Source organism: Synechococcus sp. 8F6 (assembly GCF_002252665.1).
In the GTDB taxonomy this organism is placed as follows: domain Bacteria; phylum Cyanobacteriota; class Cyanobacteriia; order PCC-6307; family Cyanobiaceae; genus Cyanobium_A.
Map to the genome: position 1 here is coordinate 85,319 of NZ_NQKZ01000003.1, position 26,082 is coordinate 111,400.

Below are 26,082 nucleotides of genomic sequence, written 5' to 3' on the forward strand. Positions count from 1 at the left end.
GCGGCCCTGCCAGACCCATCAACGGGCCTGCACCACCGGGATGGCGGCCAGCCGCGTGGTGGCGGCACCGGAGAGCCGCGAGCGTCGCATCCGCCAGGGCGTCTGCAGGCCTGCGGCGGCCCATTGCACGGTGCCGCTGCCGTAGTGGCGGTTGAGGCGATCGATGGTGGCCATCAGGGCCGAGCGGCGGTGCTGCTGCTCCAGGGGCAGTGGCACCAGCAGGTGGTGCTGCAGGATCTCCTCGCTCTGCAAGTTCTGCAGCAGAACGCCAGCCTTCTGTAGGGGTTTGTGGGGCTTGAACAGCCGCTCCACCAGGGGCAGGGCCGCCTGCAGCAGTACGGCCGTGTCGTTGCTGGCCAGCGGCAGGGTCACCGTGGCGCTGTTGCTGTAGAAGCTGGTGCCATTGAAGGGGCTGCTGCGCACAAATACCGTGATGGCCCCGGCCCGTTGCCGTTGGCGCCGCACCTTCTCCGCCGCCCGGCTCAGGTAGGTGGCGATCGCCTCCTGCAGCTCGGCCTGGGTGGTGATGGGCTGGCTGAAGCTGCGGCTGACGCAGGTTTCCCGCTTGGTGGCCGGCAGGGTGTCCAGTGGCAGGCAGGCGTGGCCGCGCAGCTCCTGCTGCAGGCGCACGCCCACCACACCGCAGCGGCGCCGCAGTTCGCCGCTGGGCATGTCCCGCAGGGCCCGGGCATGGCTGATGCCGCGCAGGCGGCACCAGCGGGAGAGCTGGCGGCCGATGCCCCACACGTCTTCGATCGCGACCGCTTCGAGCTGGGGATCGGGGTCACCGATGCCGCCGAAGTCCCACACACCGTCGCTTCCTGGTGCCGTTTTAGCGAGGCGGTTGGCGAGCTTGGCCAGCACCTTGCTGGGGGCGATCCCCACCGCCACCGGCAGGCCCAGCTCGCAGAGCACGTGGTGGCGCAGTCGCCGGCCCCAGTCGTGCAGGTCACCGTGGCCGGCGGGCCGGTGCAGCTGGCCGAAGGCCTCATCGATCGAATAGATCTCCAGCTGCTCGACCCACGGCTCCACGGTGGTCATCAGCCGCTGGCTCATGTCGGCGTAGAGGGCGTAGTTGGAGCTACGCACCACCACACCCTGGCGTTCCAGCTCGCGCCGCACCTGGAAGTAGGGCTGGCCCATGCGGATGCCGAGGGCTCGCGCTTCGGCACTGCGCGACACGATGCAGCCGTCGTTGTTGGACAGCACCACCAGCGGTCGGCCCAGCAGTGCGGGATCCATCACCGCTTCGCAGGAGGCGTAGAAGTTGTTGCCGTCGATCAGCACGATCGCTGGCCGGCCGGTGGCCTGAGAGCGGCAGGTCATGGCGCTTCAGCGATGGCCCGTGCCGGGCTCGAGGGTACGGATGACGTGCACGGCCACCCCCCAGAGGTGGGGCTCAGCGCCGGGATCCAGCTCCAGCGGGGGATAGGCGGGATGGGCCGCCTCCAGCCGCAGCCGGCCCCGGTGGCAGACCAGCCGTTTGAGGGTGAAACCACCAGCGAGCCAGGCCACCACGATCTGGCCAGGCCGGGGCTCCAGGCCTCGATCCACGATCAGCAGGTCGCCGTGGGCGATCCCGGCGCCCTGCATCGACTCGCCACTCACCCGCAGCAACACCGTGCTGGCACGGCAGCGGATCAGCTCGTCTTCAAGACTGATGGCGGTGAGGTTGGTGGGGGTGAGGCTGGTGGGGGGAGCGGGGGGTGCCAACGGCGCGCCGCAAACCCAATCACGTTAGTTCAGGTGTACTGGCATGGCGCCGGCCTAGTCCTGCGGGCCGGCATCCTTGGAGCCGGTGAAGCGCCGATAGAGCCACAGGCCGCCGCCGCCCCACAGCAGGGTCCACAGCACGAAAGTGGTGAGCGTGCCGAGCTGGCCCGTCTCGAGGGAATAGACGCCGGCCTGGATCAGCCCGGCATCGATCAGGGAACCGCCAATGCCCCAGCCCAGCACCCAGCTGAGCAAAAAGCCGATCGCCTGCAGATTGCCGGTCATGCCGGCGAGGTTAGGCGCTGGCTGAAGCGGCGGACGAACTGCGCCAGGGGCATCGGCCCGCAGCGGCGCTGCCAGCCCACTCCTTCCGGGTAGCGGCGCCAGCAGGACAGCCGATTGCCGCGGTTGTCGAGACAGATCAGGTAGCGGTAGGTGGCAGTGGCGGCGGTGGACGGGGCCTCCGCGCTGGGCAGGGGCCGCAGCGGCTCAAACACGGCAGCAAGCTCCCGCCAGTTGCGGGGCGGCAGCCCGCTGGCCCGCAGCGGCGCGCCGAGCAGGCTGGCGAGGTGCTGGGGGAAGCCGGCATCGGGAAGCCACCAGTGGCCCTGGCGTGACCGGTGGGACTCGAGCAGGGAGATCACGGCGCCGCAGGCCATGGGCAGGGAAGGGAAGGTCCCTTCACCAGTGCCCGGCCTGTCTCATCCTCAGCTGTCAGGCCGCAGCCAGTGCTGCTCCACCCGGTCGGCCAGGGCGAGGCAGCGATCCATCTCTTCCCAGAGGAGATCGCGCCGACTGCTGTGCACAGCGAAGGAGCGGTGATGCAGCTCCCGGGCCTGGTAGCGAAGGGCATCGCGGATGCGCTGCCAATCGTCGCGATGGAGCGTGTCGCTCAACACTGCTGCTGGGTCAGCCACTGCTGGGTCAGCCAATGGTGGCCATGTGGCGCATCAGGTCGATGCACTTGCAGCTGTAGCCCCACTCGTTGTCGTACCAGGCCACCAGCTTCACGAAGGTGTCGGTGAGGGCGATGCCGGCACCGGCATCAAACACTGAGGTGCAGCTCTCGCCCAGGAAGTCGGTGCTCACCACCTCGTCCTCGGTGTAGCCGAGGATGCCGGCCATGGGGCCTGCCGAGGCGGCCTTCATCGCGGCCTTGATCTGGTCGTAGCTGGTGGGCTTGGCCAGGTTCACGGTGAGGTCCACCACCGACACATCGGGGGTTGGCACGCGGAAAGCCATGCCGGTGAGCTTGCCGTTGAGCTCGGGGATCACGCGGCCCACAGCCTTGGCGGCACCGGTGGAGCTGGGGATGATGTTCTGGCCGGCACCGCGGCCGCCGCGCCAGTCCTTCACCGAGGGGCCGTCCACCGGTTTCTGGGTGGCGGTGGCGGCATGCACGGTGGTCATCAACCCGTTGACGATGCCGAAGTTGTCGTGCAGCACCTTGGCCACTGGAGCCAGGCAGTTGGTGGTGCAGCTGGCGTTGGACACGACGTCCTGGCCGGCGTAGCCGGTGTGGTTCACGCCCATCACAAACATGGGTGTGGCGTCCTGGGAGGGAGCGCTCATAACCACACGCTTGGCGCCTGCGTTGATGTGGGCGCGGGCCGCTTCGTCGGTGAGAAAGAAGCCGGTGCTCTCCAGCACGTAGTCGGCGCCCACGGCGCCCCAGTTGAGATTGTTCGGGTCGCGTTCGGCGCTGATGCGGATGGCCTTGCCATTCACCACCAGCTGACCGTTCTCCACGCGCACTTCGCCCTGGAAGCGGCCATGGGTGGAGTCGTAGCGAAGCATGTAGGCCAGATACTCCACATCGATCAGGTCGTTGATGCCCACCACCTCCACGTCCGGCATGCTCACGGCTCGGCGGAAGGCCAGACGGCCGATGCGGCCAAACCCGTTAATGCCGATGCGGATGGTCATCGCGGCGCTCCTGAAACCCTAGTAAAAAGGCTCGAAGCCACCTTAGGGGCACTGATCAGGCTCCTTGCCGTCAGCCCAGGGCCTGCTGGAGAGCCGCCAGACCGAACACCAGGAAGAGGCCACCACTGAGCCGGTACAGGAGCCGCTCGTTGACGCGCTGGCCGATCCATTTGCCCGCCCCCACCGCCAGCCAGGTGACCAGGGCGTGACCCAGCAGCGTGCCGGCGAGCAGGCCGGTGAAGCTGAACACCTGGGCTGGTGCCGTGGCCATGAAGATCGTGGTGAATTGGGTGCGGTCACCCAGCTCGGCGACAAACACCAGCACGAAGGCTTCCCAGATCACCGCCCAGGCCGTATTGACTGGCCGGCTGGTTTCGGCCGCATTGATCGCTTCCTCGGCTTCCTCAGCTTCCTCCGAGGCCGCGTCCGCTGCCATGCCCTGGGCATCGATCAGCAGCTTGAGGCCAAAGCCGAGAAACAGGGCGGCGGCCAGCCAGGGCACCACGGTGGGTGGCAGCAATTCCCGCAGGCCGTAGCCCAGGGCCAGGGAGATCAGCGTGACTGCCGTGAGGGCGGCAAAGGCACCGAGAAACACCCAGCGGCCCCGATGGCGCACCGCCAGGATCAGCGCCATAAAAAACGTTTTGTCGCCCAGCTCGGCCAGGGTGATGGCGGTGAGGCTGGAGCCGAAGGCGGCCAGGCTGGGGTCGCTCGAAAGAGTGATGCTCATCCTCTACCCCTACCCCAGCGGTGGGAAAAACGGCGTGAAAGCGGCTACGCCAGTGGTAAATCCATGGCCAGCACGCACCGGCTCGGGTCTGCAGCAGCCAGCTCAGGCGTCCTCGTCGTCTTCCAGCAGCAGTTGCTGGAATGCGGTGTAAAGGTCGACGTGGTCCGCGGCCGTGCGGGGATCCGCCCGGCCCACGGTGTTGGCTCCGGTGGGCCTGTTGCGACCCGAGGCGGGAGCGGCTGCCGGTGGAGGGTCCTGCCGGCGGGCTTCCAGCTCCCGCAACCGCTCCATCAGATGGGGCGGCACGGTGCCATCCGGGCTGACCTGCATCAGTTCGCGAAACAGGGCCTCCGGGTTCTCCTCGACTTCAACGCGATGGCGTTTGTCTGTGGCCTTGGGCGTGCCCTGCTGGGGCGGCGTCGGTGTGGGCAGCGGTTTGGGCAGGCTGCGGCCGAGGGCCTCGAGGCGTTCGCGGCTGCGGGCGTCGAAACTCATGGTTCGGGGGTCAGCTGCAGCCCAGGGAGGAACGGGTGTCGCGGCCGGTGACGGGGTTGGTGCCGCTGGCCACGCCGCAGAGGGTTTTGAGGGCATCGCCCCGCAGCGGCACGTTGGTGAAGTCGGCCCCCTCAATCACCACGTTGGTGAATTTGGTGTTGAAGGCAAAGGCATCTTCCAGCACTGCATTGGTGAGGTTGGTGCCATCGAAGATCGCCGAATCGAGGGTGGCTTCGCGCAGGTTGGTGTTGCTCAGATCGGCGTCCTGGAGCTTGGCGCCGAACAGGCTGGCTCCCTGCAGATCGGAGCCGGCGAAGGTGGCGTCCCGCAGGTTGGTGAGGTTGAAGGTGGCGCCGCGCAGATCCTGGTCGTGGAAATCAGCGCCGATCAGCACCTGCTTGGCCACATCCATGGCGGCCATGGCCGGGGCGGGGGCCAGCCAGGTGGTGCCGAGGGCCAGCAGCAGCGCCAGCACCCAGCCAGCCAGGCGGTGTGGGCCGCGCTTCGGAGACATCGGCGGATGCATGGCAACCTTTCAGCTCATCCCAGCCTAAGGAGGGCCATTCCGCCGGGATGCTCGACCCCTTGTGGGAACCCTGAGGCCACACCGGGGAGGGCCATGCCACGCACCACCGCACGCCGTCAGGGCGACTGGGCCGAGCAGCGCGCCCTGCGCCTGTTGCAGCAGCGTGGCTGGCGGCTGCTGGCCCGGCAGTGGGTCTGCCGCTGGGGCGAGCTCGACCTGGTGCTGGAGAAGCAGGGGCGACTGCTGCTGGTGGAGGTGAAGGGTCGGCGCCGGCCTGGCCCCGATGGTTGGGGGGTCGGCTCCCTACGGCGCGGTAAGCGTCAGCGGTTGGAGCGGGCCTGGCATTGCTGGCTCGAGAGCCAGCCAACCTGGGCCGAGAGCCCGGTGGAGATGGTGTATGCCCTGGTGCCGCTCGCCCCGGCGACCGGCCCGGTGCGCTGGATTCGCCCAGACGGCTAAGCGACCACGGCGCATCGGGTCAAGGCCAGGCGTCAGGGTGTCGGGGTCGGAGTTTGTGTCGGAGTGGAGGTGGGTGTGCTGACGGCTGGAGCGGGGCTGAACTCCACCGTGCAGAGATAGCGGATGTTGCCGATCCCCACCTCCACCTCCTGACAGTGTTCGCCGGTGATGACAGCCCCCGGCGGCAGCTGCTGCCGTGCCCGAGCGAGGGCATTGGTTTTGTTCCAGATCGAGGAGGCGGTGGCGCTGCCAGCGCGGGCGGCGGGGGACAGCCCCGCGATGCCAGCCAGCAGCATTCCGGCGAGCAGCGATCCAGTCAGGAGCAGACGGGCCAGCGCGGGGGTGGGCCGCTGGGCGAGGCGGAGAGGGGAGACAGGCAATGTGGAGCAACTGCAGCGTCATCCATGAGTTTTGCTGCCCACCGCGCCCGCAAGCGTTTCGGCCAGCACTGGTTGGTGGATCAGGGGGTGCTCGGCCGCATCGTGGCGGCCGCAGAGCTCGAGCCCGCCGATCGGGTGCTGGAGGTGGGGCCGGGTCGGGGAGCGCTCACCGAGCGGCTGCTGGCCTCGCCGGCGGGGGTGGTGGCAGCGGTGGAGCTCGATCGCGATCTGGTGCACGGTCTGCAGGAGCGTTTTGGCGGCGAACCGCGGTTCAGCCTCACCCCAGGCGATGTGCTGGCGGTTGAGCTGCCGGCAGCCAACAAGGTGGTGGCCAACATCCCGTACAACATCACCGGCCCCCTGCTGGAGCGCCTGGTGGGCCGCCTCGATCGACCCGTTGCCCGCCCCTACGAGCGCCTGGTGCTGTTGGTGCAGCGGGAGGTGGGGGAGCGCATCCGCTGCCAGCCAGGGGCCAGCGCCTACTCGGCGTTGAGTGTGCGGATGCAGCTGATGGCCCACTGCCGCAGCGTCTGTGCCGTTCCCCCGCGCTGTTTTCAGCCGCCGCCGCAGGTGCACTCCGAGGTGATCCTGCTGGAGCCCCTGCCAGCTGCCCAGCAGCTGGTGCCGCTGCTGGCCCGCACCGTGGAGATGCTGCTGAAGCGCTGCTTTGCTGCCCGACGCAAGATGCTGCGCAACACTCTGGCGGGCCTGCTCCCGGAAGCCCAGCTGGCTGAGCTGGTGGCAGCGGCGGGTATCAACCTGCAGCAACGGCCCCAGGAGATCGCCCCGTCAGCCTGGGTGGCGTTGGCGGGCGGCTTGAATCAGACCACCACTGTCACTGCGCCCCCTCCCGCCCATGGCTGACCTGTGCGTGCGGGCCCCCGCCAAAATCAACCTGCACCTGGAGGTGTTGGGCCTGCGACCCGACGGCTTCCACGAGCTGGCGATGGTGATGCAGTCGATTGAGCTGGCGGACACCTTGCGGCTGCAGCCCACCGCCGATGCCCGGATCAGCCTGCGCTGCGACCGAGCCGACCTGCCCACCGATGGCAGCAACCTGATCGTGCGGGCTGGCGAGCTGTTGCGGGCCCGTTCGGGGTTTTCCGAGCTGGGCGCCGAGATTGTGCTTGAGAAACGCATCCCCATCGGTGCCGGGTTGGCCGGTGGCTCCAGCAACGGGGCGGCGGCCCTGGTGGGCCTCAATGCCCTGTGGGGGTTGGGCTTTGATGCCGAGACCCTGCAGACGATGGCCGCCGAGCTCGGATCCGACATGCCGTTCTGCCTCGATGGCGGCACCCAGCTGTGCTTCGGCCGTGGCGAGCGGCTGGAGCCGGTGGAGCGCGCGGAGCCCCTGGGTTTGGCGGTGCTGTTGATCAAGCACCCCGAGGTCAGTGTCAGCACCCCCTGGGCCTACGGCCGCTGCAAGGCGATGCGGGGTGATTTTTACCTCCAGGGCGAGCACGACTTTGAGCAACGCCGTCAGGCGTTGCGCCAGGGGCCGCTGCTGCAGGCCCTGCACCAGGGCGCTGCCCTGCCTGCGCTGCGCAATGACCTGCAGGCCGTGGTGGAACCCGATGTGGAGAGTGTGCGGCAGGGCCTGGCTCTGCTGCGCCAGGCCGAAGGCCCGCTGGCGGTGGCCATGAGCGGATCGGGCCCGAGCCTGTTTGCCATCTTCGCCGGCCTCGCCGAGGCGCAGGCGGCCCAGGCCGGCTTGGCGTCCCAGCTCGAGCAGGCGGGCTTTGAGGCCTGGTGTTGTGGCTTCAGCAACCGAGGTGTCAGCCTGGAGGCGTGAGCGACCCCAATCCCCCGACCGAGTCCGATGCGGCTCCCCGCAAGGGCCCCCTGAGCTTCCTGTCCGGTTCGCTCACCGCCGGGCTGCTGGCCTGGTTTGCCCTGGGCTTGAGCCGCCGGATGGTGAGCTACTACGCCCTGCACCCGCCCAGTTACAGCTCTGCCATTGCCCAGAGCATTGCCACCGCCCTCAAGACCCTGATTGTGGGCATGGCCTTCCTGGCCACCTTCAGCTTTGCCTTCATTGCCGTGGGGTTGGCCCTGGTGTTCGTGCGCAGCCTGGTGTCCGGTTCCGGATCAGCCCCTGTGGAGTCGGGTAAAACTCCCTAACCTCCATCCACTAGCGCCGTCCTATGACCCCCCACGACCTTGGTCTGTTGGTGACGCTGTTGCTGCCCGGCATGCTGCTGTCGGTGCTGCTGCTCTCCACGTTCGCTGCCGGGGGCTGAGGCCACTGCCGCCGCTAGCGGCTGAGATAAGTTGGCGGCACCACCGGTCCTGTGCCGGAATCGCCTTCCCGCCGTGGCAGAGACGCTTCTCTTCAACGCCCTCCGCGAGGCCATCGATGAAGAGATGGCCCGCGATCCGCACGTCTGCGTGATGGGCGAGGACGTCGGCCAATACGGCGGTTCTTACAAGGTGACCAAGGACCTCTACGAGAAGTACGGCGAACTGCGGGTTCTGGACACCCCGATCGCCGAGAACGCCTTCACCGGCATGGCCGTGGGGGCTGCCATGACGGGTCTGCGCCCGATCGTGGAGGGCATGAATATGGGCTTCCTGCTGTTGGCCTTCAACCAGATCTCCAACAACATGGGGATGCTGCGTTACACCAGCGGCGGCAACTACACGATTCCCACCGTGGTGCGTGGCCCCGGTGGTGTCGGTCGGCAGCTGGGGGCGGAGCATAGTCAGCGCCTTGAGGCCTATTTCCACGCGGTGCCCGGCATCAAGATCGTGGCGGTGAGCACCCCCACCAATGCCAAGGGGTTGATGAAGGCGGCGATCCGCGACAACAACCCTGTGCTCTTTTTTGAGCATGTGCTGCTGTACAACCTTTCGGAAGACATTCCCGAGGGCGACTACATCTGCGCCCTGGATCAAGCGGAAGTTGTGCGCGAGGGCAGTGATATCACGATCCTCACCTATTCCCGCATGCGTCACCACTGCCTCAAGGCGGTGGAGCAGCTGGAGAAGGATGGTGTGAGCGTGGAGCTGATTGATCTGATCAGCCTCAAACCCTTCGACATGGACACCATCGCCCGCTCGATCCGCAAAACCCACAACGTGATCGTGGTGGAGGAGTGCATGAAGACCGGCGGCATCGGCGCTGAGCTCATTGCTCTGATCACCGAGCATTGCTTTGACGAGCTCGATGCCCGGCCGATTCGTCTCTCTTCCCAGGACATCCCCACGCCCTACAACGGCGCCCTGGAAAACCTGACGATCATCCAGCCCCACCAAATCGTCGCCGCGGCCCAGCAACTGCTCGCGGGCCAGATCTGAGATGGCCCGCCAACAGGGGTGGTTTGCCCTGATCCTTGCCCTGGCCATCGCGGCCGGAGCCCTGCTGTTCAGCTGGAACAGCCCCTCCACCCCGCTGGGGCAGAGGCTCGGCCTGGATCTCCGCGGTGGCAGCCAGTTGACCCTGCAGGTCCAGCCTGCCGGAGCCATCACCACCGTCCGCAAAGAGCAGCTCGACGCCGTTAAGGACGTGCTCGATCGCCGCATCAATGGGTTGGGCGTGGCTGAGTCGACTCTGCAAACCGTCGGCGACGACCAGTTGGTGTTGCAGCTGCCCGGCGAACAGGACCCCACCCGGGCGGCCACCGTGCTCGGCACCACGGCCCTGCTGGAGTTTCGGGCCCAGAAACCGGGAACGGAGCAGCGCATGCAGGAGCTGCTCACCCTGAAGCGTCAGGCCACGGCCCTGCTGGCGCGCCTGGGCCAGCCCAGCCAGGACAGTGCACCGTCAACCAGCGATTCCCAGCAGGCAGACCCCAGCCAGGCAGACCCCAAGCAAATCGACCGCGAGCAGGTGCAGGCCGATCTTCAGCGGATCAACGTTGACATCGTGGCGCTCTTTGAGCCGGCCAGCCTCAGTGGCAAGGATCTCGTGACTGCTGGGCGGCAGCAGCAGCAGAGCGGACCTGGCTGGGATGTGACCCTCAGTTTCAACAAGGATGGGGGCGACAAGTTTGCCCAGCTCACCCAGTCGATTGCCGGTACAGGGCGCCTGCTGGGGATCGTGCTCGACGGGCGCTCGATCAGCGAAGCCAGCGTGGGCCCTGAGTTCAAGGCGGCCGGCATCACCGGTGGCTCCGCCAGCATCACCGGCAATTTCAGCGCTGAAGAAGCCCGTGATCTGGAGGTGCAGCTGCGCGGAGGCTCTTTGCCCCTGCCGGTGAAAATTCTGGAGGTGCGCACGATCGGCCCCTCGCTCGGCGCCGAAAACATCCGCACCAGCCTGCTGGCTGCCCTCACCGGCCTGTTGCTGGTAGCGGTGTTCATGGTGGTGGTGTACCGCCTCGCCGGCATCGTGGCAGTGATCTCCCTCTCTCTGTATGGCCTGTTCAATCTGGCCGCCTATGCCCTGATTCCCGTCACCCTGACCCTGCCAGGCATTGCCGGATTTATCCTGTCGCTGGGCATGGCGGTAGACGCCAATGTGCTGATTTTCGAGCGGCTCAAGGAGGAGTTGCGCACTGGCAACACCCTCATTCGCTCGATCGACACGGGCTTTTCCCTCGCCTTGTCTTCCATCCTCGATGGACAGGTCACCACCCTGATCAGCTGTATCGCCCTCTTCGCTCTGGGCACCGGTTTTGTCAAAGGCTTTGCGGTCACCCTTGGCATCGGTGTGCTGCTGAGCCTGTTCAGTGCTCTCACCTGCACCCGCACGTTGTTAAGGGTGCTGATGAGTTATCCAGCCCTGCGCCGGATCGATTACTTCATTCCGCTGGCCCAGCGCTCTGAGCGAGTGGCTTGAGTTGACCATGCCCCCCATCCCTGCCCCTTCCTCCACCAGCCGGCCGATGTTCGCCTTCCGCGTCAACCGTCATCGCCGCCGTCTTTGGCTGCTGTCGCTGGTGGCTTTGGTGTTGAGCATCCTTGGGATGGCCCTCAGCTGGACTTCTCCGTCGATCCGAGCCCCACTGCGGCCGGGTCTGGACTTCACCGGAGGCACCCAGATCCAACTCGAGCGGCGCTGCGAGTCCGCTTGCACCCCTCTGACGGTTTCCACCCTGCAGCGGTCGCTCGCTGCCCTGAAGCTGCCCGCCGATGGCGCCAATCCAGCCCCTGCATTGGCTGGGGCTTCGGTTCAGCTGCTGGATGGCGGCCGCTCCCTGGTGGCGCGCACCCCCAGCCTCAGTCCGGATCAGGCCCAGGTGGTGCTGCAGGCGCTCCAGGATCAGGTGGGAGACACGGTGCCCGGTGGTTTGTCCATCGACACGATCGGCCCCACGCTGGGCTCCCAGTTGCTCCAGGCCAGTTTGGTATCGCTGCTGGTGAGTTTTGTGGGCATTTCCCTCTACATCAGTTTTCGTTACGACCGCATCTATGCGGCCCTGGCGTTGTTGTGCCTGGCCCACGACGTGCTGATCACCTGCGGTCTGTTTGCCTGGCTCGGTCTGCTGGCCGGGGTGGAGGTGAACAGTCTGTTCGCCGTGGCCCTGCTGACCATTGCCGGCTATTCCGTGAATGACACGGTGGTGATCTTTGATCGGATCCGTGAGAAGCGGAACCAGCTCAAGGACCTCCCCTTGGCGGATCAGGCCGATGAAGCCGTGATCAGCACACTCACCCGCTCCGTCTACACCTCCCTCACCACCCTGCTACCCCTGATCGCCTTGATCTTCTTTGGCGGCAGCACCCTGTACTGGTTCGCGATTGCCCTCAGTTTCGGCATCCTCGTAGGCGCCTGGTCCAGCATCGGGGTGGCACCCACCCTGCTGCCGGTACTGTCCCGTCGCTGACCGTTCACTGCGGAGGCTTGGCTGGGCGATGGTCCCCGTATCGCTGGGCCTGCTGGCCCTGTTGGATCTGCGGGTTGAGTTGCAGTTGCTCCTGGAACACTTCACCTTGGCAGGGTTGGGGGCGGCGATCCGCAGCCATCCGCTGGCGGTGGCGGTGTTGCTGCTCCTGCCCTCGATCCTGCAGCGCTACCGCGGTCGGCCCAGATAAAGAACTAGGTCCAGCGATCCATCACCTCCTTCACCACCACTTCCTCGCAAAGCACCTGCAGCACCACCACCAGGGGCAGGGCCAGCAACACCCCGGGCAATCCGAGCAGGGCCCCTAGGCACAGCTGGGCGGTGAGGGCCACGGTGGGCAGCAGATTCACCGTGCGACGCAGCAGCACCGGTGTCAGCAGAAAGGCCTCGGCGTTTTGGAGCACCACCCGCAACACCAGCACCTGAATCATCTTGGCCGGCGAAACCAGCAGGGCCAGGGCCAGGGGCAGCAGGGTGGCAGCGGTGGGGCCGATGGTGGGAACGAAGGTGAGCAGGCCGCAGATCAGGGCGCTCAGTAGCGCCAGGGGCACCCCCAGCAGCGCCAGCCCCGCCCAGGTGAGCAGAAACACGCTCACGGCGGAGAGGGTCATGCCGGCCAGCCAGCCTCCAAGGGCCTGGCGGGATTCGCTCAGCAGGTGGCCCATCTGGAGCCGCAAGAAGCTCGGCGTCAGCGCCACTACAACCTTCTGGTGACTGCGCGGATCCAGCGCCAGCAGGATGGCCAGCAAGGCCATTAACACCAGTTGGATCGACGTGTTGGCGGCCCCGCCGGCAAACCCCAGCAGCTGGCTGCCGAGGGGTTGCAGGTTGTCCCAGGTGCCCAGCTCCATCAGCTGGCGCTCCAGGCCGGGCAGCCAACGCACCTGACCGGCGAGGTCGGCCAACCTTTGGGCGAGGGCCGGCAGCAGCTCCGAGAGTTGGCTGATCTGCTGAAGCAGTTCCGGCAACAGCAGTTGGGCCAGCAGCCCACCCACCAGCACAAGGGCCACCAGCACCAACACCAGGGCGGCGGGCCGGTTCAGCGGCAGCAGGCGCCGCAGAAGTGTGATGGGCACATCGAGGGCCACGGCCAGCACCACCGCGCCAAACAGCACCAGCAGCACCCAGCGCAATTCCCAGCTGAGCAACCCCAACACGATCAGGGCCAGAGCCCCCAGCACCGTGCGGCCGTTCATGGGGTCAAGGGGCCAGCCGGTGGCGTTTCCATGGATCCAGGATGTCGTGGATCAGCAGGTCGCGCACGATCACCTGCAAGCACACCGCCAGGGGCAGGGCGAGCAGCAGGCCGAGGGGGCCGAACACCACCGTGAACAGCAGCTGGGCCGTGAGGGTGAGACCGGGCAGCAGCCGTAGTTGGTGGTGCATCACCGACGGGGTGATGAAGTAACTCTCGAGATTTTGCACGGCGACATAAAGCACCAGCACCGCTGCAGCTTTCCACGGGGCATCCAGCAGGGCCACCGACATCGGAAAGAGGGTGCTGAGGGTTGGTCCCACGTTGGGAATGATGTTGAGCAGCCCCGCCAGTAGCGCATTGGCGGCCACCAACTTCACACCCAGCAGGCTCAGGCCGATGGCCGCCAGGGTGCCCACACACAGGGAGCTGATCAGCACTCCCACCATCCAGGCACTCAGGGCCTCGCCGCATTGCACCAGCACCTGGCGGAAACGGCGCCGGTAAAACGAAGGCACCAGCAACACGGCCACCTCGCGATAGGCGACGGGTTGCACCGCCACCATCAGGGCCACTGCAAATACAAACAGGGTTTGCAGCAAGCCGGTGCCGAGACCACCAGCCAGCCCCACCAGTCGCAGGGCGCCGGACCCCAGGCTGCCGCCCAGACCAGACGACAAGCCGCTGGATGCGTCGGCTCCGCCGATCAGGCCATTGCGCAGCCAGGACAATCCGCCTTCTCGGGTGCCGTAAAGCATCTGGCTCACCCGAGCCAGGCCATCACGCAGCAGCTCCAGGAGGGTTTCGGCGGCCGCCGGCAATTTGCTCAGCAGCTGGCTGAACTGGTCGACGAACGGGGGAATCACCGCCGTGGCCACCACCGCCAGCAGCAGGGTTGCCGTGCCCAGGCTGAGCAACAGGGCAACTGGACGGGAGCAGCGCAGGCGGGTCTGGATGGCACCCACGAGGGTGCAGAGCGCCATCGCCAGGACCACGGCAGCAAACAGATGCATCAGGCTCTGGCGCAGGTTCCAGAGCAGCACCAGGGCTGCCACCAGCGCCAATAGCCCCAGCCATTGGCCGAATTTCAAGGGATCAGGCCTCGTCCTGCTCCGCCTGATCTTCGCCCTTGTTGTTCGAGAAGCCGAGATCGTGACTGTCGGCGTAACGCTGGGCAAAGCGCATGAAGCGGTCGAAGTCTTCGGTGCTCTTCCAGGTGTAGGTGCACTCGAGGGCGCTGGCCTTGCCATTGACAAAGCGGGCCTTGACCTCACGGGTCACCAGCTCGCCCTCCTCATCCACCAGGAACATGCCGGTGATGTCTCCCATGCTCTCAGGGGCGAGGGCGTCGGGTTCTTCGAACACGAACAGGGCCTGACCGGTGCGGCCATCGCGGGAGCGGGTTAAGCGGATATCGGGCACGACCGGCTCATCCACCCCGCGGAAGAACTGAATGGCGGCGCCCATGGCAAGCGGGGACAAAAATCAATCCTAGGAGCCAGCCTCAGAGTGGACCGCAGTTGCAACACTGCGCTCCTCTGCCTCCTGCAGCAGCCGGCTGGCGGCGGCATCGGCAGCGATTCCCGCCAGGTCGACGCTGGTCAGCACTGGGCTGTTCCGGCGGCTCAGCTCGTGGTCGTAGCAGCGGTCGTAGTAATCCAGCATCTGGACGCAGGCGCTGGCCCAGTCGCAACGGTCGATTGCTTCCAGGGCCGTGGCGGTGCGCTGAGGCCCCAGCCGACGGGCGATCCGTTCGGTGGCCTGGCGCAGGGCCTCCTGCCCCTGGTTTCCATACACCGCCACGAGCTGCTCGACACGCTCTGCCAGTGGGCGCTGGATCTCGATCGCGGGCGCCTCCCCCATCTGCCGCCACAGACCGGCGGGGATCCGGCAGCGGCCCACCTGGGCGCTTTCCGCCTCGACCCAGATCGGCGCCTGGCCCTCGAGAGCCTGCAGGTTGGACGCAAGACGATTTTCGTAGTGCTCGCTGCTGGGTTGGGTCGGCAGCCCCAAGCCGCCAAAACTGCTTCCTCGGTGGTGGGCAAGCCCCTCCAGATCAACCACGGCTGCTCCCTGACGCCGCAGGGCCAGCAGCAGATCGGTCTTGCCGGTGCCGGTGCGTCCGCCCAGCACCAGCAGCGGCCAGGGCCGCTCGAAGGTGTCCAGCACCCAGCGGCGGTAGGCCTTGTAGCCACCCTCAAGCAGCAGCACCGGTAGCTCCAGGGTGCTGGCCAGCCAGGCGACGCTGCCTGAGCGCATGCCGCCCCGCCAGCAGTGCAGCCGCAGGGGTGTGTTGTGCTGACCCAGCCGGCGCAGCTCCTGGCCCAGCGCTGCCAACTTGGGACCCACCAGCTCCAGCCCAAGCTGGATCGCCGCAGGGCGACCCTTGTGCTTGTAGCAGGTGCCCACCTGAGCCCTTTCGTCATCGCTGAACAGGGGCAGGTTGAGGGCGCCAGGGATGTGGCCCTGGGCAAATTCCTGGGGACTACGTACATCGACGATGGGCCCGCCTGCCGCCAGGAAAGCTGCCACGGTGAGGGGGGGGCTGGCGCCCGGCATCGCTGTTGTGGATCTCTGCTGACATAGTGGTCCCACGCTGGCTTCGCTTCAGGCTTCGACCCCTTCCATGCTTTCCGGTCCTCCGGTCACCGCCACCACTAGCGCCAGCCCCGAGTCTCTGCTTGAGCGCTTTCAGAGCGGCAATCCCCGACAGCGTCGTGCCCTGCTGGCCGCCCTGCAGGAGCAGCGGCAGCTCCTGCGGCCGCTGATCGCCGACCACCTGTCGGCCCTCGATGCCACTGGCGACGACTGGGCCGCCGGTTTCCTGATCCAGTTGTTGCTCGACGAGAGTGACGGCCTGCGCGACGCCTTCCTGGCCCGGTATCCCCTGGGGTGGCTGGCCACGGTGTCGGCGCGAGGACTCGACTACGCGCCGCTGCAACAGGCCCTGATGGCCCAACAGTTTGAGGAGGCCGATCGGATCACCAGCGCCCTGCTGCGGGAGCTGGCCGGGCCGACCGCGGTGCGCCGTGGCTATGTGTATTACAGCGAGGTGCCGCCGATGCCGTCGGCCGATCTCGACAGCCTGGATCGCCTCTGGGTGTGCTTTTCGCGCGGGCGTTTCGGGTTTTCCGTGCAAGGGCGACTGCTGCGCAGTTGCAACGACCGCTGGGAGCTGCTCTGGCCCAAGTTGGCCTGGAAGGACGGGGGCCGGTGGACCCGCTACCCGGGCTCCTTCCAGTGGTCCATCGATGCGCCCGAGGGGCACATGCCCCTGGTGAACCAGCTGCGGGGGGTGCGGTTGATGGATGCCCTGCTCAGCCATCCCGCTCTGCAACAGCGCATCTACGCCTGAGCCAGGGTGCCGGCAGCGGCGTAGGGTCGAATTGGCCCCTGCGGATCCCAGCCGGATGGCGCTGCGCTGGTCAGATTTCATCACGCCTTCGACCCTGCAGCTCGCTCCGCTGCTGGAGTTGCTGATTGAGCCGATCCGCTGCCTGCAGCTTCAGAGCCAGGTGCAGCTGGGTCTCCAGGAGGCGCTGGTCAACGCGGTGCGCCACGGCAATGGTTGCGATCCGGCCAAGTGCCTGCGGGTGCGGCGGATTGAAACCCCGCGCTGGCTGGTGTGGCAAGTGCAGGATGAAGGCCCGGGGCTGCCGCCGGATGCCCGCACCACGTCCCTGCCGGAGCAGCTTGACGCCACCGGCGGACGAGGCCTGTTCTTGATCCACAACTGCTTTGACGACGTGCGCTGGAGCAGCCGCGGTAACCGGCTGCAACTGGCCGTCAGTCGCCAGCGGGCTGCGGTGCTGTCGCCGGTCGGTGGCTGGGGCAACCGGGGTCGCTGAGCTCCCCCCGCAACCAGCCCAGGCCGTGTTCCACCAGTTCGATGGCCTGCTGGCGGGCGGCGCTGGCCTGGGGGGCGCTGGGGTCATCGCCGCCCAGCAGGAGCACCAGGGCAGCGGCCAGCTGCTCCGCTCCCCGTCGGGACCGCTGGGCCTTGAGGGCGTGCCAATCGCGATCGCCGATGGCCAGTTGGCGCTGCAGGGCCAGGGCCTGATCCAGGGCTCCCTCAGGCCAGCACCGGGATGGCTTGGGCGGCGAGGTGGGCACTGGACGTTTGTTGATGGCAGGCCCCATCCTGATGCCACTGCTGCGTTGCTGTGAGCTGGCTATGCCGAGCCGACCCCTGGGCCACCATCTGGTACACCAGCCGATCCGTCTGCTGCACCTCTTGGACGGCTTGTTCACCCAGGCCTCGCTGACGCGCCACAGCTCCGGGGTGACCCAGCGGCGCCAACGCCAGCGCCTGGCCCTGACCCAGCGCCTGCTGGATCCGCTGCCGGAGTCTTTGGCACCCCCGCACCGGGTGGAGGTGTTGTTCTGGCGAGGGCTGCGCTGGTCGACCGCCGGATTGCTGCTGGCCTGGTTGCTGAAGCGTTAACGCGGTTTACGCGCTGTCCAGATCCGCGTCATGAAGTGGGATTCGGCGGCGACGGCTTCAAATCCAGCCTGCCGCATGCGGCCGTCGATGTCGTCGCTGATGTAATCGCGGTAGTAGGGCTCGTGGAACACGCGCCGGAAGTTTTCCATCGCGGCGCTGAATTGGGGGGAATCGGCCAGCTGCACCGAGTCGGCCAGCACCACCACCCCGCCGGGCTCGAGCACGCGATAGGCCTCATCAATCACCGCCTGACGGGCGTCTCCAGGCAGTTCGTGAAACAGGAAGACGCAGGTGAGGCCTTGGAACGTGGCCTCCGCAAAGGGCATGCTTTCGCCATTGCCCTGCACCAGCTGGGGCAGCTCGCCGGGCAACTGGCTCAGCCATTTGTTCGCCTGGCGAAGGTAGGCCGTGGAGAGATCCAGGCCCACCAGCTGGGCCTGGGGCAGGGCGGCCCGGATCTGGCGCAGCGTGCGGCCGGTGCCGGTGGCCACGTCGAGCACCCGCAACTGGCCCGCTGGCCGATCGGCAAAGGCTTTGATGCCTCGCAGCAGCGGCGCCAACACCCGCCGCCGCATCGGATCGGCGGTGCCGTTGAACAGAATCTCCACCTGCAGGTCGTAGAGGGCTGCGGAGTGGTCGCTCAGGTAGCCGTCAGTCTGGTGGTGAAAGTTCTGGAGGTAGTAGTCGGGGTAGGCGGCCGGATCCACATCCTGGGGTAGGTCACGCACGTTGCGCTCGCTGCGGCGGGTCCAGGTGCTGGGCATGTCCAGCCATACCAGCGGGTAACGGCTGGCCCAGTCGAGCCAAGGGGCATCGAATAGCAACGACGCTGGATACAGACCCTGCTCCGCCTCCTGCCAATCACGCTCGTGCAGGCAGTCCATCGACTGCTTGAGCCGGCCCATCAATTCCGGCGGCACCGGCACGGTTTTCGGGGTGCCATCCGGAGCCAGCAACCCCATCAGCCGGGTGCTCACTTCCTTATGGGTCAAGCCCAGCAAAGCCTTGCCCTGCTGCATGGTTTGGTAGGCCAGCTTGGTGAGCTGATCGGGCATGGCTGGGCAATCGCGTGCTGCCATTCCAGCCGATTGCCCCGGCGAGCGCGAGCAGCGAAGACCTGTGCCCCCCCCCTTGTGTTTCCAAGCAACGGCTCGAGATACAGCCCCCATGGCATGCAGCGATCCAGGAAGTCCTCGAATTCCAGGCCTGGAGACTCAGCTGAGCTGTGCTCGATCTGAGCTGATCAGTGTTCGGATTCGGCAGGTCCGCTTCGACCATCAAAAAGCCCCGGCCTTTGGCCAGGGCTCAGGGATTGAGCGCAATGCGACAGCTCCTTGATCAGGCGTCGTAATACATCACGAATTCGTGGGGGTGGGGCCGCTGGCGCAGCTGCTGGACCTCCTCGTATTTGAGAGCGATCCAGTTGTTGATGAAGTCTTCGGTGAAGACCCCGCCGGCCAGCAGGTAGTCCTTGTCGGCGTCGAGGGCCTCGAGGGCGCCGTTGAGGGAGGCGGGCACCGTGGAGATCTTGGACAACTCCTCCGCCGAGAGCTCAAACAGATCGACGTCGGTGCCATCGCCCGGATCGATCTGGTTTTTGATGCCGTCGATGCCGGCCATCAGCATGGCGGCAAAGCCCAGGTAGGGGTTGGAGAGGGCATCGCCAGAGCGGAACTCCAGGCGCTTGGCCTTGGGGCTGGGTCCGGTGAGCGGGATCCGCACAGCTGCGGAGCGGTTGCCCTGGGAATACACCAGGTTGACCGGAGCCTCGAAGCCCGGCACCAGACGCTTGTAGCTGTTGGTGGTGGGGTTGGTGAAGGCTAGGAAGCTGGGGGCGTGCCTGAGCAGGCCGCCGATGTACCAGCGGGCGGTTTGCGAGAGGTTGGCGTAGGTGCCTTCGCCGAAGAACAGCGGGTTGCCACCCTTCCAGAGGCTCTGGTGCACGTGCATGCCGCTGCCGTTGTCGGCAAACACCGGCTTGGGCATGAACGTGGCCGTCTTGCCGTACTTCTTGGCAATGTTGCGCACCACGTACTTGTAAATCATCACGTTGTCGGCCGCGCTGATCAGCTCGGCAAACTTGATGCCCAGTTCGTGCTGAGCCGTGGCCACCTCGTGGTGCTGCTTCTCGATCGGCACACCCAGGCTGCCCATGGTGAGCAACATCTCGGAGCGCATGTCCTGAAGGGTGTCGTTGGGCGAAACCGGGAAGTAGCCCTCCTTCAGCTGGATCTTGTAGGCCAGGTTGCCGCCTTCCTCAAGCCGGGCGGTGTTCCAGGGGGCTTCGATCGAATCGACGCTGTAGAAGCTGCTGCCACTACCGGAGGTGTAGCGCACATCGTCGAAGACGAAGAACTCAGGCTCCGGACCGAAGTAGGCCGTGTCGGCGATGCCGGTGGAGCTGAGGTAATTCAGCGCCTTCTGGGCCAGGGCGCGGGGGCAGCGGGCATAGGGCTGGCCGCTGCGGGGCTCCTGGATCGAGCAGATCAGGCTGAGGGTTTTGTGGCTGTAGAAGGGGTCGATCCAGGCGGTGTTCGGATCCGGCACCATCGCCATGTCCGATTCATTGATCGCTTTCCAACCGCGGATCGAGGAGCCGTCGAAGGCCACACCTTCGCTGAAGGCGGCTTCATCGATCAGGTCGTTGCAGACCGTCAGGTGCTGCCATTTGCCGTGCAGGTCGACATATTTGAGGTCGATCAGCTCGATGCCCTCGTCATTGATCTGACGCAGGACCTCTTGGGCTGTTTTGGCCATGACGAACAAAAGAGTGGGTGCCGCCCTAGTCGCGGCGTGGCGGGACCGTACGGATCGCCCCGGCGCCGCTGTGTATCGCTTGTAACCAAATGGTGGGCAGCGCTTGCGTAACCGTTTCTGTCAACTTCCCCAGAACGCGCCCCTGGCCTGGGATTTGGCCAAATGTGAGTGCTACGTTCCGCTGTAGGTGCGTCGATTCGATCCCGCCATGCGCGATGCCATCACTGGTCTGATTGGCCGTTACGACCAGCTCGGCCGCTATCTGGACCGGGACGCGATTGACCGGATCTCGGCCTACTACTCCGAGTCGGAGGTGCGTCTGGCGGCCGTGGAGCTGATCAACCGGGAAGCGGCGGCGATCGTGCGGGAAGCGGCCCAGCGCCTCTGGCTGGCGGATCCCGAGTTGATCCTCCCCGGCGGCAATGCCTACACCACGCGGCGGCTCTCGGCCTGCCTGCGCGACATGGACTACTTCCTGCGTTACGCCAGCTACGCCCTGATCGCCGACGACGCTTCGATTCTCAACGAGCGGGTGCTCAACGGCCTGGACGACACCTACAAGAGCCTGGGCGTCCCCACCGGCCCCACCGTGCGCAGCATCGCCCTGATGGCGGATGTGGTGTGCGAGATGTTGCTCGATGTCGGCGTAACCGCCACCAACGTGGTGCGGGTTCCCTTCGAGCATCTCTGTCGTGGGCTCGGCGCCACCAACGTGCGTGCTCGCTAGGCCGTTCGTCGCTGCTTAGGCTCGATCGATCTGTTCATCCGGTTTTGGTTTCCCTCCCCGTGCTGCCCCCCGTTAATTCCGCCCACCGCCGCACGCTGGGTCCCATCGCCACCCCAAACCGCCTGCTGCTCGGTCCTGGGCCATCCAATGCCCACCCCACGGTGCTCCGGGCCCTAGCCCGCACCCCGATCGGCCACCTCGATCCGCTCTACGTCGAGCTGATGGGTGAGGTGCAGGAGCTGCTGCGTTACGCCTGGCAAACCGACAACCGCCTCACCATTCCCATGAGCGGCACTGGCAGTGCCGCGATGGAAGCCACCCTGGCCAACACGATTGAGCCCGGCGACACCGTGCTGGTGGCGGTCAAGGGGTATTTCGGTCTGCGCCTCGCCGACATTGCCGGCCGCTACCGGGCCAATGTCGTAACGCTGGAGAAGCCCTGGGGCGAAGCCTTCAGCCTGGCCGAGCTGGAGGAGGCTGTGGCCACTCACCGGCCCAAGATCCTGGCGATCGTCCATGCCGAAACCTCCACCGGCATCTGCCAGCCCATGGAGGGCATCGGCGATCTCTGCCGTCAGCACGACTGCCTGCTCTTGCTCGACACGGTCACCTCGCTTGGGGCCGTTCCCCTCTACCTCGATGCCTGGAAGGTGGATCTGGCCTACAGCTGCAGCCAGAAGGGCTTGAGCTGCCCTCCCGGTCTCGGTCCCTTCACCATGGGGCCCCGGGCCGCAGCCAAGATGATGGCGCGCCAGGGCAAGGTGCCCAACTGGTACCTCGATGTCACCCTGCTCAACCAGTATTGGGGCAGCGACCGGGTGTATCACCACACCGCTCCGGTGAACATGAACTTCGGCATGCGCGAGGCCCTGCGCCTGCTGGCCGAGGAGGGGCTGGACTCGGCCTGGGCCCGCCACCGCAGCAATGCCGAACGTCTCTGGGCTGGCCTGGAGCGTCTCGGCCTTGAGCTCCATGCCCCCGAGCACCTGCGCTTGCCCACCCTCACCACCGTGCGCATTCCGGAGGGTGTGGACGGCAAGGCCTTCACCCTCCACCTGCTCAACCAGCACGGCATCGAAGTGGGCGGCGGTCTCGGCGCTCTGGCGGGCAAGGTGTGGCGCATTGGTCTGATGGGCTACAACAGCCGGCCTGAAAACGTCGATCGGCTGCTCAATCTGTTCGAAACCGAGCTGCCGGCCTTCCGTCCCGCTGGAACCCCTGCTGCCGTCGCTGTCTGAACCACGCGGCCAGCTGATCTCCAGCTGGTTCCCCCAACACTCCGCCGATCACCCGCATGTAGTGATGGGCGCTGGCTGCGGTGGCAAGGTTGTGGCAACTGCCCAGGGCGCCACGCTTGGGATCCAGTGCGCCAAACACCACGGTGCCCATGCGGGCCTGCACCAGGGCACCGGCGCACATCGGGCAGGGCTCCAGGCTTACCAGGAGGGTGCAGCCGTTGAAGCGCCAGTCGCCCCGCAGGCGTGCCGCCTGCCCCAGGGCCACCAGCTCGGCATGGCCGAGTGGATCGGCGTGGGCCTCGCGTCGGTTGCTGCCCCAGCCAATGCAGCGCCCCGCCTCATCCAGCACCACCGCCGCCACCGGAATCTCGCCGCTGGCTCCAACCCGCTGGCTGTGGCGCAGCAGGCGCTGCATCCATTGCTCATGGGTCCACAACGGCGCGTGCTGCGCCAGGGGCTGGGGGTCTGGGGATTGGGTGGACTCCAACGCCTGAGCCGCAGCAGCAACCACACCCTTGTAGCTCACCTCCGCAGGTGAGAATGGAGTCATTCGAGCGTTCCCCGTTGGCAAGCGCGCCACCTGCCCCGCGGGCGAGCCAGCCCCTGCCGTTTGCCAGTCCTGAGCAGCTCGACCCGCAACTGCAGGACTTTCTGGAGCAGGCATCCCGCCAGCTCTGCAGCTGGCTGGGGTCGGCCTCCCAGCGCTCGCCGCTGCCGGGTCTGAGCGTGTTGCCGGGGGTGGAACCCGCCCTGGAGGGATTGGAGCCTGCTGCGTTGCTGGCCGACCTGCAGCTGGTGATGGACGGCGCCTACAACCCCAACCACCCCGGAGCCCTCGCCCACCTCGACCCGCCGCCGCTGGCGGCATCGGTGGCGGCCGACCTGATCTGCGCCGGGCTCAACAACAACCTGTTGGCTGAAGAGCTCTCCCCCAGCCTGACGCGCCTGGAGCGCAGTCTCACGGCCTGGCTGGCGGAGCAGCTGGGCCTGCCGGCTGGCAGCGGTGGCGTGGCGGCGAGCGGTGGCACCCTCTCCAACTTGATGGCTCTGGTCACGGCCCGGCGCTGCCGTGGTCTGGCAACACGGGCCGATGCGGTGGTGCTGGCCAGTGCCGATGCCCACGTCTCCCTGGCCAAGGCGTTGGCAGTGATGGGCCTGCCGGCTGCTGCCTTGCACGCGATCCCGGTGGACCATGAGGGGCGCCTGGATCCTGCGGCCCTCGAGCTGGAGCTCGATCAGCTGGCGCAAACCGGAACGCCGGTGATCGCCGTGGTCGCCACCGCGGGCACCACCGTGCGGGGCGCCGTCGATCCGCTCCTGCCATTGGCATCGATCTGCCGGAAACGCGAGCTGTGGCTTCACGTCGATGGAGCGATTGGCGCCGTCTTCGGTCTGGTGGCCGGTCATCGCTTCCGGGTGGCGGGCCTGGAGCGGGCCGACTCCATCACGATCAATCCCCAGAAACTTCTGGGCATCACCAAGACCTCGTCGCTGTTGCTGTTGGCCAGGCCCCAGTGTCTGGCTGAGGCTTTTCACACCGGTCTGCCCTACATGGAGCCGAGTTGGGGCAACGGCCACGGTGGGGAGACGGGGTTGCAGGGCACTCGGCCCGCTGAGATTCTCAAGCTCTGGCTTGGTCTGCGCCAGTTGGGTTTAGAGGGAATTGAGGCGGTGCTCGATGGGGCCATTCAGCGGCGCCGCCAGCTCGCGGCCCTGCTGGAGGCCAGTGGCCGCCTGCAGCTGCGTGGGGGATCCTTCCACCTGCTGGCCTTCACACCCCGGGGCTTGGACGCCGCTGCTGCCGAGTGCTGGAGCCAACACACCCGCCAACGGCTGCTGCAAGAGCATCTGATGCTCTCGCGACCCTTGTACGCCGGTCGCCACCACCTCAAGGCCGTGCTCGGCAATCCCCACACCCGCAGCAGCCACCTGGACAGCCTGGCCAGGCTGGTGCAGCTCAGCTTGGACGAGCTGCCATGACCGACCCTTCGGCTGAATCCCAGGCTGGTCGCGGACGTTGGGTCGCGATCCTCACCGGGGCGATCTCGATTCTGATCGGTGTGCTGTATCTGGCCCTGATCGTGGTGCTTGACAGCCGGGGACCGCTGCAGCCGCCTCCGCCGGAAGCCCTTGTCGACAGCGCCGTCATTCGGCCGGAGGCCGGGGCGGCAAGCGCGGCTGCTTCGCCTGCAGCGGTTCCACCACCCGCCTGAACGCCGCCTCGAGAAAGCGGCTCAGCGCCCCATCGCGGCGGCTCAGGTCGTACTGCTGCTGCACCACCTCCTGCACACCGCCATCGCCCCAGTCCTGGTCGCGCTCGAAGTAGGTGACAAAACTGAGGCCCGCCACCCGGGTCAGCCAGGCCGCACTGACCGCCTGAATGGCCCGGCTCACCACCAGGGCGGGCAGATTCAGGCTCAGGGCCGCACTCAGCAGGCTGACCCCACCTTTCACCAGGCCCAGGCCGGCCATGGTGCGCCCCACCGACAGGGCTAGGTCCTGGGCGTTTTGGCGGCTGAGGCTGATGCCGTAGATCCGGCCGATCTCCACCACCATCTGGGCATTGACGGCCGCCGCGCCCAGCAGGTCGAGCCCGGGCAGGGGCGTGACGGCCAGCACCCCGGCGCCGATCCACATGTAGCGATCCACGATGGCTTCGCTATCGCTGCGCCGCTGCCGGGCCAGCAGGGAGCGGCTGGCTTCGCTCAGCTGGCGGCACTGCAGCAGCAAGTTGTCGGCGATCAGCTCTTCGCCATCGGCATGGAGCACCGCCGCGATGCGGCGCAGTAGCGCGTCCACTTCAGCGGGCGGTTGGAGCGGTCTGCCGCCCGGCATCGGCACGCTCTGGGGAGCCGCGCTGGACGGCAACACATCCTCGGTGGCGATGCGGCCGCGGGTGCGTTGGCGCAGCAGCTGCAGCAGCCGTGCTTCTTCCTGTTCGCCACGCAAGTCGCACTTGTTCAGCACCAACATCAAGCGTTTGCCGAGGCTGGCCAGGGCTTCAAACACCTCCAGTTCGGCAGCACGCAGATCGCCATCCACCACCAACAGCAGCAGGTCGGCCTTGCCGGCCTGCTCCCGGGCCAGCCGTTCACGCTCCAGCCCCGCCGCGCCGGCTTCGAGAATGCCTGGTGTGTCCACCAGCCACACGGCCCGTTGCAGCCCACGCAGGCGCAGGCGGTAGCGCTGGCTGCCGGTGGTGGAGCCCATGGCGGCGCCCACCTCGCCCACCAGCTCCTGCAGCAGGGCGCGGATCAGCGAGGTTTTGCCAGAGGAGCCGATGCCGAACAGCACGATCACCAGGTCGCCCCGCTCCAGTTCGGCGGCCATGCGCTGGCGCTCCTGGCGCAGGGCTTCCCGCTCGACTGCATCCCGCACCCGGTCGAGGGTTTGATCAATGGCGGCCAGGTTCTGGGCGGCGGCCTCGCGGCGGTTGCCGGGAGGCGGCAGCTGCGACGCCGTGCCAGGGCCTGCCTTGCCCCCCAGGGCGGCCCGCAGCCAAGGCCAGGCCAGCTGCACCAGCAGCAGCACCAGGCCAGCGAAGACCACAAAAAACACCGGCTGGACGATCCAGTACGGCAGATACCAACTCAGTTGCAGGTAAAGGGTGTTGATCGCCTGCAGCACCACACCCACCGCGATCAGGGCCAGCAGGGCCAGACCAGCGATCAACCACAGGCGGGTGCGGGTTTTCATCGATTAAACC

Annotated in this window: 33 protein-coding genes; 14 read left to right on the top strand and 19 right to left on the bottom strand. The window is 66.8% G+C overall.

Going from position 1 to position 26,082, the window contains the following annotated elements; all coding sequences use genetic code 11:
• Positions 1 to 18: 18 nt before the first annotated feature.
• The 9 genes from CJZ78_RS03705 to CJZ78_RS03745 form a co-directional block, all read right to left on the bottom strand.
• Positions 19 to 1,326 (bottom strand): Y-family DNA polymerase, encoded by a 1,308-nt coding sequence (locus CJZ78_RS03705; RefSeq protein ID WP_094559549.1) that lies wholly within the window; start codon positions 1,324 to 1,326, stop codon positions 19 to 21.
• A gap of 6 nt (positions 1,327 to 1,332) precedes the next feature.
• Positions 1,333 to 1,713: a LexA family transcriptional regulator gene (locus CJZ78_RS03710; RefSeq protein ID WP_233128462.1), complete on the bottom strand. Its 381-nt coding sequence runs from the start codon at positions 1,711 to 1,713 to the stop codon at positions 1,333 to 1,335.
• Between the two features lie 54 nt (positions 1,714 to 1,767).
• The gene (locus tag CJZ78_RS03715; protein WP_094559550.1) at positions 1,768 to 1,998 is read right to left on the bottom strand and encodes a hypothetical protein; all 231 of its coding nucleotides are present in this window, start codon (positions 1,996 to 1,998) and stop codon (positions 1,768 to 1,770) included.
• Positions 1,995 to 2,372 (bottom strand): hypothetical protein, encoded by a 378-nt coding sequence (locus CJZ78_RS03720; RefSeq protein WP_094559551.1) that lies wholly within the window; start codon positions 2,370 to 2,372, stop codon positions 1,995 to 1,997. Before CJZ78_RS03720 ends, CJZ78_RS03715 begins: the two co-directional genes overlap by 4 nt.
• A 48-nt stretch (positions 2,373 to 2,420) precedes the next feature.
• Positions 2,421 to 2,609 (bottom strand): hypothetical protein, encoded by a 189-nt coding sequence (locus CJZ78_RS03725; protein ID WP_094559552.1) that lies wholly within the window; start codon positions 2,607 to 2,609, stop codon positions 2,421 to 2,423.
• A gap of 28 nt (positions 2,610 to 2,637) precedes the next feature.
• The gene (gene gap / locus CJZ78_RS03730) at positions 2,638 to 3,639 is read right to left on the bottom strand and encodes a type I glyceraldehyde-3-phosphate dehydrogenase (RefSeq protein ID WP_094559553.1); all 1,002 of its coding nucleotides are present in this window, start codon (positions 3,637 to 3,639) and stop codon (positions 2,638 to 2,640) included.
• 70 nt (positions 3,640 to 3,709) lie between these two features.
• Entirely contained in the window at positions 3,710 to 4,369 is a 660-nt protein-coding gene (locus tag CJZ78_RS03735) for a TMEM165/GDT1 family protein (protein WP_094559554.1), read from the bottom strand.
• 102 nt (positions 4,370 to 4,471) lie between these two features.
• Entirely contained in the window at positions 4,472 to 4,864 is a 393-nt protein-coding gene (locus CJZ78_RS03740; protein WP_094559555.1) for a hypothetical protein, read from the bottom strand.
• 10 nt (positions 4,865 to 4,874) lie between these two features.
• Entirely contained in the window at positions 4,875 to 5,378 is a 504-nt protein-coding gene (locus CJZ78_RS03745; protein WP_094559556.1) for a pentapeptide repeat-containing protein, read from the bottom strand.
• A 105-nt stretch (positions 5,379 to 5,483) separates the two neighbouring features.
• Here CJZ78_RS03745 and CJZ78_RS03750 point away from each other — a divergent pair, with 105 nt between their 5' ends.
• Positions 5,484 to 5,849, top strand: a complete 366-nt coding sequence (locus CJZ78_RS03750) for a YraN family protein (RefSeq protein ID WP_094559557.1) — start codon at positions 5,484 to 5,486, stop codon at positions 5,847 to 5,849.
• 32 nt (positions 5,850 to 5,881) lie between these two features.
• On the opposite strand, the gene CJZ78_RS14170 is transcribed toward CJZ78_RS03750, so the two are convergent.
• The gene (locus tag CJZ78_RS14170) at positions 5,882 to 6,229 is read right to left on the bottom strand and encodes a hypothetical protein (protein ID WP_198953837.1); all 348 of its coding nucleotides are present in this window, start codon (positions 6,227 to 6,229) and stop codon (positions 5,882 to 5,884) included.
• A 24-nt stretch (positions 6,230 to 6,253) separates the two neighbouring features.
• Between CJZ78_RS14170 and rsmA the strand changes: the two genes are divergently transcribed.
• From rsmA to CJZ78_RS03790, 7 genes are all read left to right on the top strand, one after another.
• On the top strand, positions 6,254 to 7,093 hold the full coding sequence (rsmA, locus tag CJZ78_RS03760) for a 16S rRNA (adenine(1518)-N(6)/adenine(1519)-N(6))-dimethyltransferase RsmA (RefSeq protein WP_094559558.1): 840 nt from the start codon (positions 6,254 to 6,256) through the stop codon (positions 7,091 to 7,093).
• Positions 7,086 to 8,021 carry a 4-(cytidine 5'-diphospho)-2-C-methyl-D-erythritol kinase gene (ispE, locus tag CJZ78_RS03765; RefSeq protein ID WP_094559559.1) on the top strand — a complete coding sequence of 312 codons (936 nt, stop codon included), beginning with the start codon at positions 7,086 to 7,088 and terminating at the stop codon, positions 8,019 to 8,021. Before rsmA ends, ispE begins: the two co-directional genes overlap by 8 nt.
• Positions 8,018 to 8,350: a DUF3082 domain-containing protein gene (locus tag CJZ78_RS03770; RefSeq protein ID WP_094559560.1), complete on the top strand. Its 333-nt coding sequence runs from the start codon at positions 8,018 to 8,020 to the stop codon at positions 8,348 to 8,350. The genes ispE and CJZ78_RS03770 overlap by 4 nt, the downstream gene beginning before the upstream one ends.
• A gap of 192 nt (positions 8,351 to 8,542) precedes the next feature.
• Positions 8,543 to 9,526: a pyruvate dehydrogenase complex E1 component subunit beta gene (locus tag CJZ78_RS03775; RefSeq protein WP_094559561.1), complete on the top strand. Its 984-nt coding sequence runs from the start codon at positions 8,543 to 8,545 to the stop codon at positions 9,524 to 9,526.
• A gap of 1 nt (position 9,527) precedes the next feature.
• Positions 9,528 to 11,009: a protein translocase subunit SecD gene (gene secD / locus CJZ78_RS03780; protein WP_094559562.1), complete on the top strand. Its 1,482-nt coding sequence runs from the start codon at positions 9,528 to 9,530 to the stop codon at positions 11,007 to 11,009.
• 7 nt (positions 11,010 to 11,016) lie between these two features.
• Complete coding sequence (gene secF, locus CJZ78_RS03785; protein ID WP_233128463.1) at positions 11,017 to 11,997, top strand: protein translocase subunit SecF; 981 nt, start codon at positions 11,017 to 11,019, stop codon at positions 11,995 to 11,997.
• Positions 11,998 to 12,025: 28 nt separating this feature from the next.
• The gene (locus CJZ78_RS03790) at positions 12,026 to 12,205 is read left to right on the top strand and encodes a hypothetical protein (protein WP_094559564.1); all 180 of its coding nucleotides are present in this window, start codon (positions 12,026 to 12,028) and stop codon (positions 12,203 to 12,205) included.
• Between the two features lie 4 nt (positions 12,206 to 12,209).
• On the opposite strand, the gene CJZ78_RS03795 is transcribed toward CJZ78_RS03790, so the two are convergent.
• From CJZ78_RS03795 to mnmH, 4 genes are read right to left on the bottom strand one after another with little or no spacing between them, the layout of a single operon-like run.
• Positions 12,210 to 13,211 (bottom strand): AI-2E family transporter, encoded by a 1,002-nt coding sequence (locus CJZ78_RS03795; protein WP_094559565.1) that lies wholly within the window; start codon positions 13,209 to 13,211, stop codon positions 12,210 to 12,212.
• A gap of 4 nt (positions 13,212 to 13,215) precedes the next feature.
• Positions 13,216 to 14,301, bottom strand: coding sequence for an AI-2E family transporter (locus CJZ78_RS03800; RefSeq protein WP_094559566.1), 1,086 nt, complete (start codon positions 14,299 to 14,301; stop codon positions 13,216 to 13,218).
• Between the two features lie 4 nt (positions 14,302 to 14,305).
• Positions 14,306 to 14,677, bottom strand: a complete 372-nt coding sequence (psb28, locus tag CJZ78_RS03805; protein ID WP_094559567.1) for a photosystem II reaction center protein Psb28 — start codon at positions 14,675 to 14,677, stop codon at positions 14,306 to 14,308.
• Positions 14,678 to 14,701: 24 nt separating this feature from the next.
• Positions 14,702 to 15,769, bottom strand: a complete 1,068-nt coding sequence (gene mnmH, locus CJZ78_RS03810; RefSeq protein ID WP_094559568.1) for a tRNA 2-selenouridine(34) synthase MnmH — start codon at positions 15,767 to 15,769, stop codon at positions 14,702 to 14,704.
• A 67-nt stretch (positions 15,770 to 15,836) separates the two neighbouring features.
• On the opposite strand from mnmH, the gene CJZ78_RS03815 reads away from it, so the two are divergent.
• Positions 15,837 to 16,565 (top strand): GUN4 domain-containing protein, encoded by a 729-nt coding sequence (locus CJZ78_RS03815; RefSeq protein WP_094559569.1) that lies wholly within the window; start codon positions 15,837 to 15,839, stop codon positions 16,563 to 16,565.
• 55 nt (positions 16,566 to 16,620) lie between these two features.
• Complete coding sequence (locus tag CJZ78_RS03820) at positions 16,621 to 17,058, top strand: ATP-binding protein (protein ID WP_094559570.1); 438 nt, start codon at positions 16,621 to 16,623, stop codon at positions 17,056 to 17,058.
• On the opposite strand, the gene CJZ78_RS03825 is transcribed toward CJZ78_RS03820, so the two are convergent.
• Positions 16,997 to 17,350, bottom strand: a complete 354-nt coding sequence (locus CJZ78_RS03825; protein WP_198953838.1) for a DUF6439 family protein — start codon at positions 17,348 to 17,350, stop codon at positions 16,997 to 16,999. The genes CJZ78_RS03820 and CJZ78_RS03825 overlap by 62 nt on opposite strands.
• A 34-nt stretch (positions 17,351 to 17,384) precedes the next feature.
• Here CJZ78_RS03825 and CJZ78_RS03830 point away from each other — a divergent pair, with 34 nt between their 5' ends.
• A complete protein-coding gene (locus tag CJZ78_RS03830) occupies positions 17,385 to 17,654 on the top strand; it encodes a hypothetical protein (RefSeq protein WP_158217025.1) in 270 nt (89 codons plus the stop codon).
• Here CJZ78_RS03830 and CJZ78_RS03835 read toward each other — a convergent pair.
• Both CJZ78_RS03835 and glnA read right to left on the bottom strand, forming a co-directional pair.
• On the bottom strand, positions 17,651 to 18,709 hold the full coding sequence (locus tag CJZ78_RS03835) for a class I SAM-dependent methyltransferase (RefSeq protein ID WP_094559572.1): 1,059 nt from the start codon (positions 18,707 to 18,709) through the stop codon (positions 17,651 to 17,653). The two genes, CJZ78_RS03830 and CJZ78_RS03835, sit on opposite strands and share 4 nt — an antisense overlap.
• Positions 18,710 to 18,992: 283 nt before the next feature.
• Positions 18,993 to 20,411, bottom strand: a complete 1,419-nt coding sequence (glnA, locus tag CJZ78_RS03840; protein WP_094559573.1) for a type I glutamate--ammonia ligase — start codon at positions 20,409 to 20,411, stop codon at positions 18,993 to 18,995.
• A gap of 208 nt (positions 20,412 to 20,619) precedes the next feature.
• Here glnA and CJZ78_RS03845 point away from each other — a divergent pair, with 208 nt between their 5' ends.
• Positions 20,620 to 21,138 (top strand): allophycocyanin subunit beta, encoded by a 519-nt coding sequence (locus CJZ78_RS03845; protein ID WP_094559574.1) that lies wholly within the window; start codon positions 20,620 to 20,622, stop codon positions 21,136 to 21,138.
• A 44-nt stretch (positions 21,139 to 21,182) separates the two neighbouring features.
• On the top strand, positions 21,183 to 22,376 hold the full coding sequence (locus CJZ78_RS03850; RefSeq protein WP_198953839.1) for an alanine--glyoxylate aminotransferase family protein: 1,194 nt from the start codon (positions 21,183 to 21,185) through the stop codon (positions 22,374 to 22,376).
• Here the strand turns inward: CJZ78_RS03850 and CJZ78_RS03855 are convergent.
• Positions 22,309 to 22,791 carry a nucleoside deaminase gene (locus tag CJZ78_RS03855; RefSeq protein ID WP_094559575.1) on the bottom strand — a complete coding sequence of 161 codons (483 nt, stop codon included), beginning with the start codon at positions 22,789 to 22,791 and terminating at the stop codon, positions 22,309 to 22,311. The genes CJZ78_RS03850 and CJZ78_RS03855 overlap by 68 nt on opposite strands.
• Before the next feature lie 149 nt (positions 22,792 to 22,940).
• On the opposite strand from CJZ78_RS03855, the gene CJZ78_RS03860 reads away from it, so the two are divergent.
• Entirely contained in the window at positions 22,941 to 24,356 is a 1,416-nt protein-coding gene (locus CJZ78_RS03860; protein WP_369802010.1) for an aspartate aminotransferase family protein, read from the top strand.
• 165 nt (positions 24,357 to 24,521) lie between these two features.
• Here CJZ78_RS03860 and CJZ78_RS03870 read toward each other — a convergent pair whose 3' ends face one another.
• Positions 24,522 to 26,072, bottom strand: a complete 1,551-nt coding sequence (locus CJZ78_RS03870; RefSeq protein WP_094559578.1) for a YcjF family protein — start codon at positions 26,070 to 26,072, stop codon at positions 24,522 to 24,524.
• Between the last annotated feature and the right edge of the window lie 10 nt (positions 26,073 to 26,082).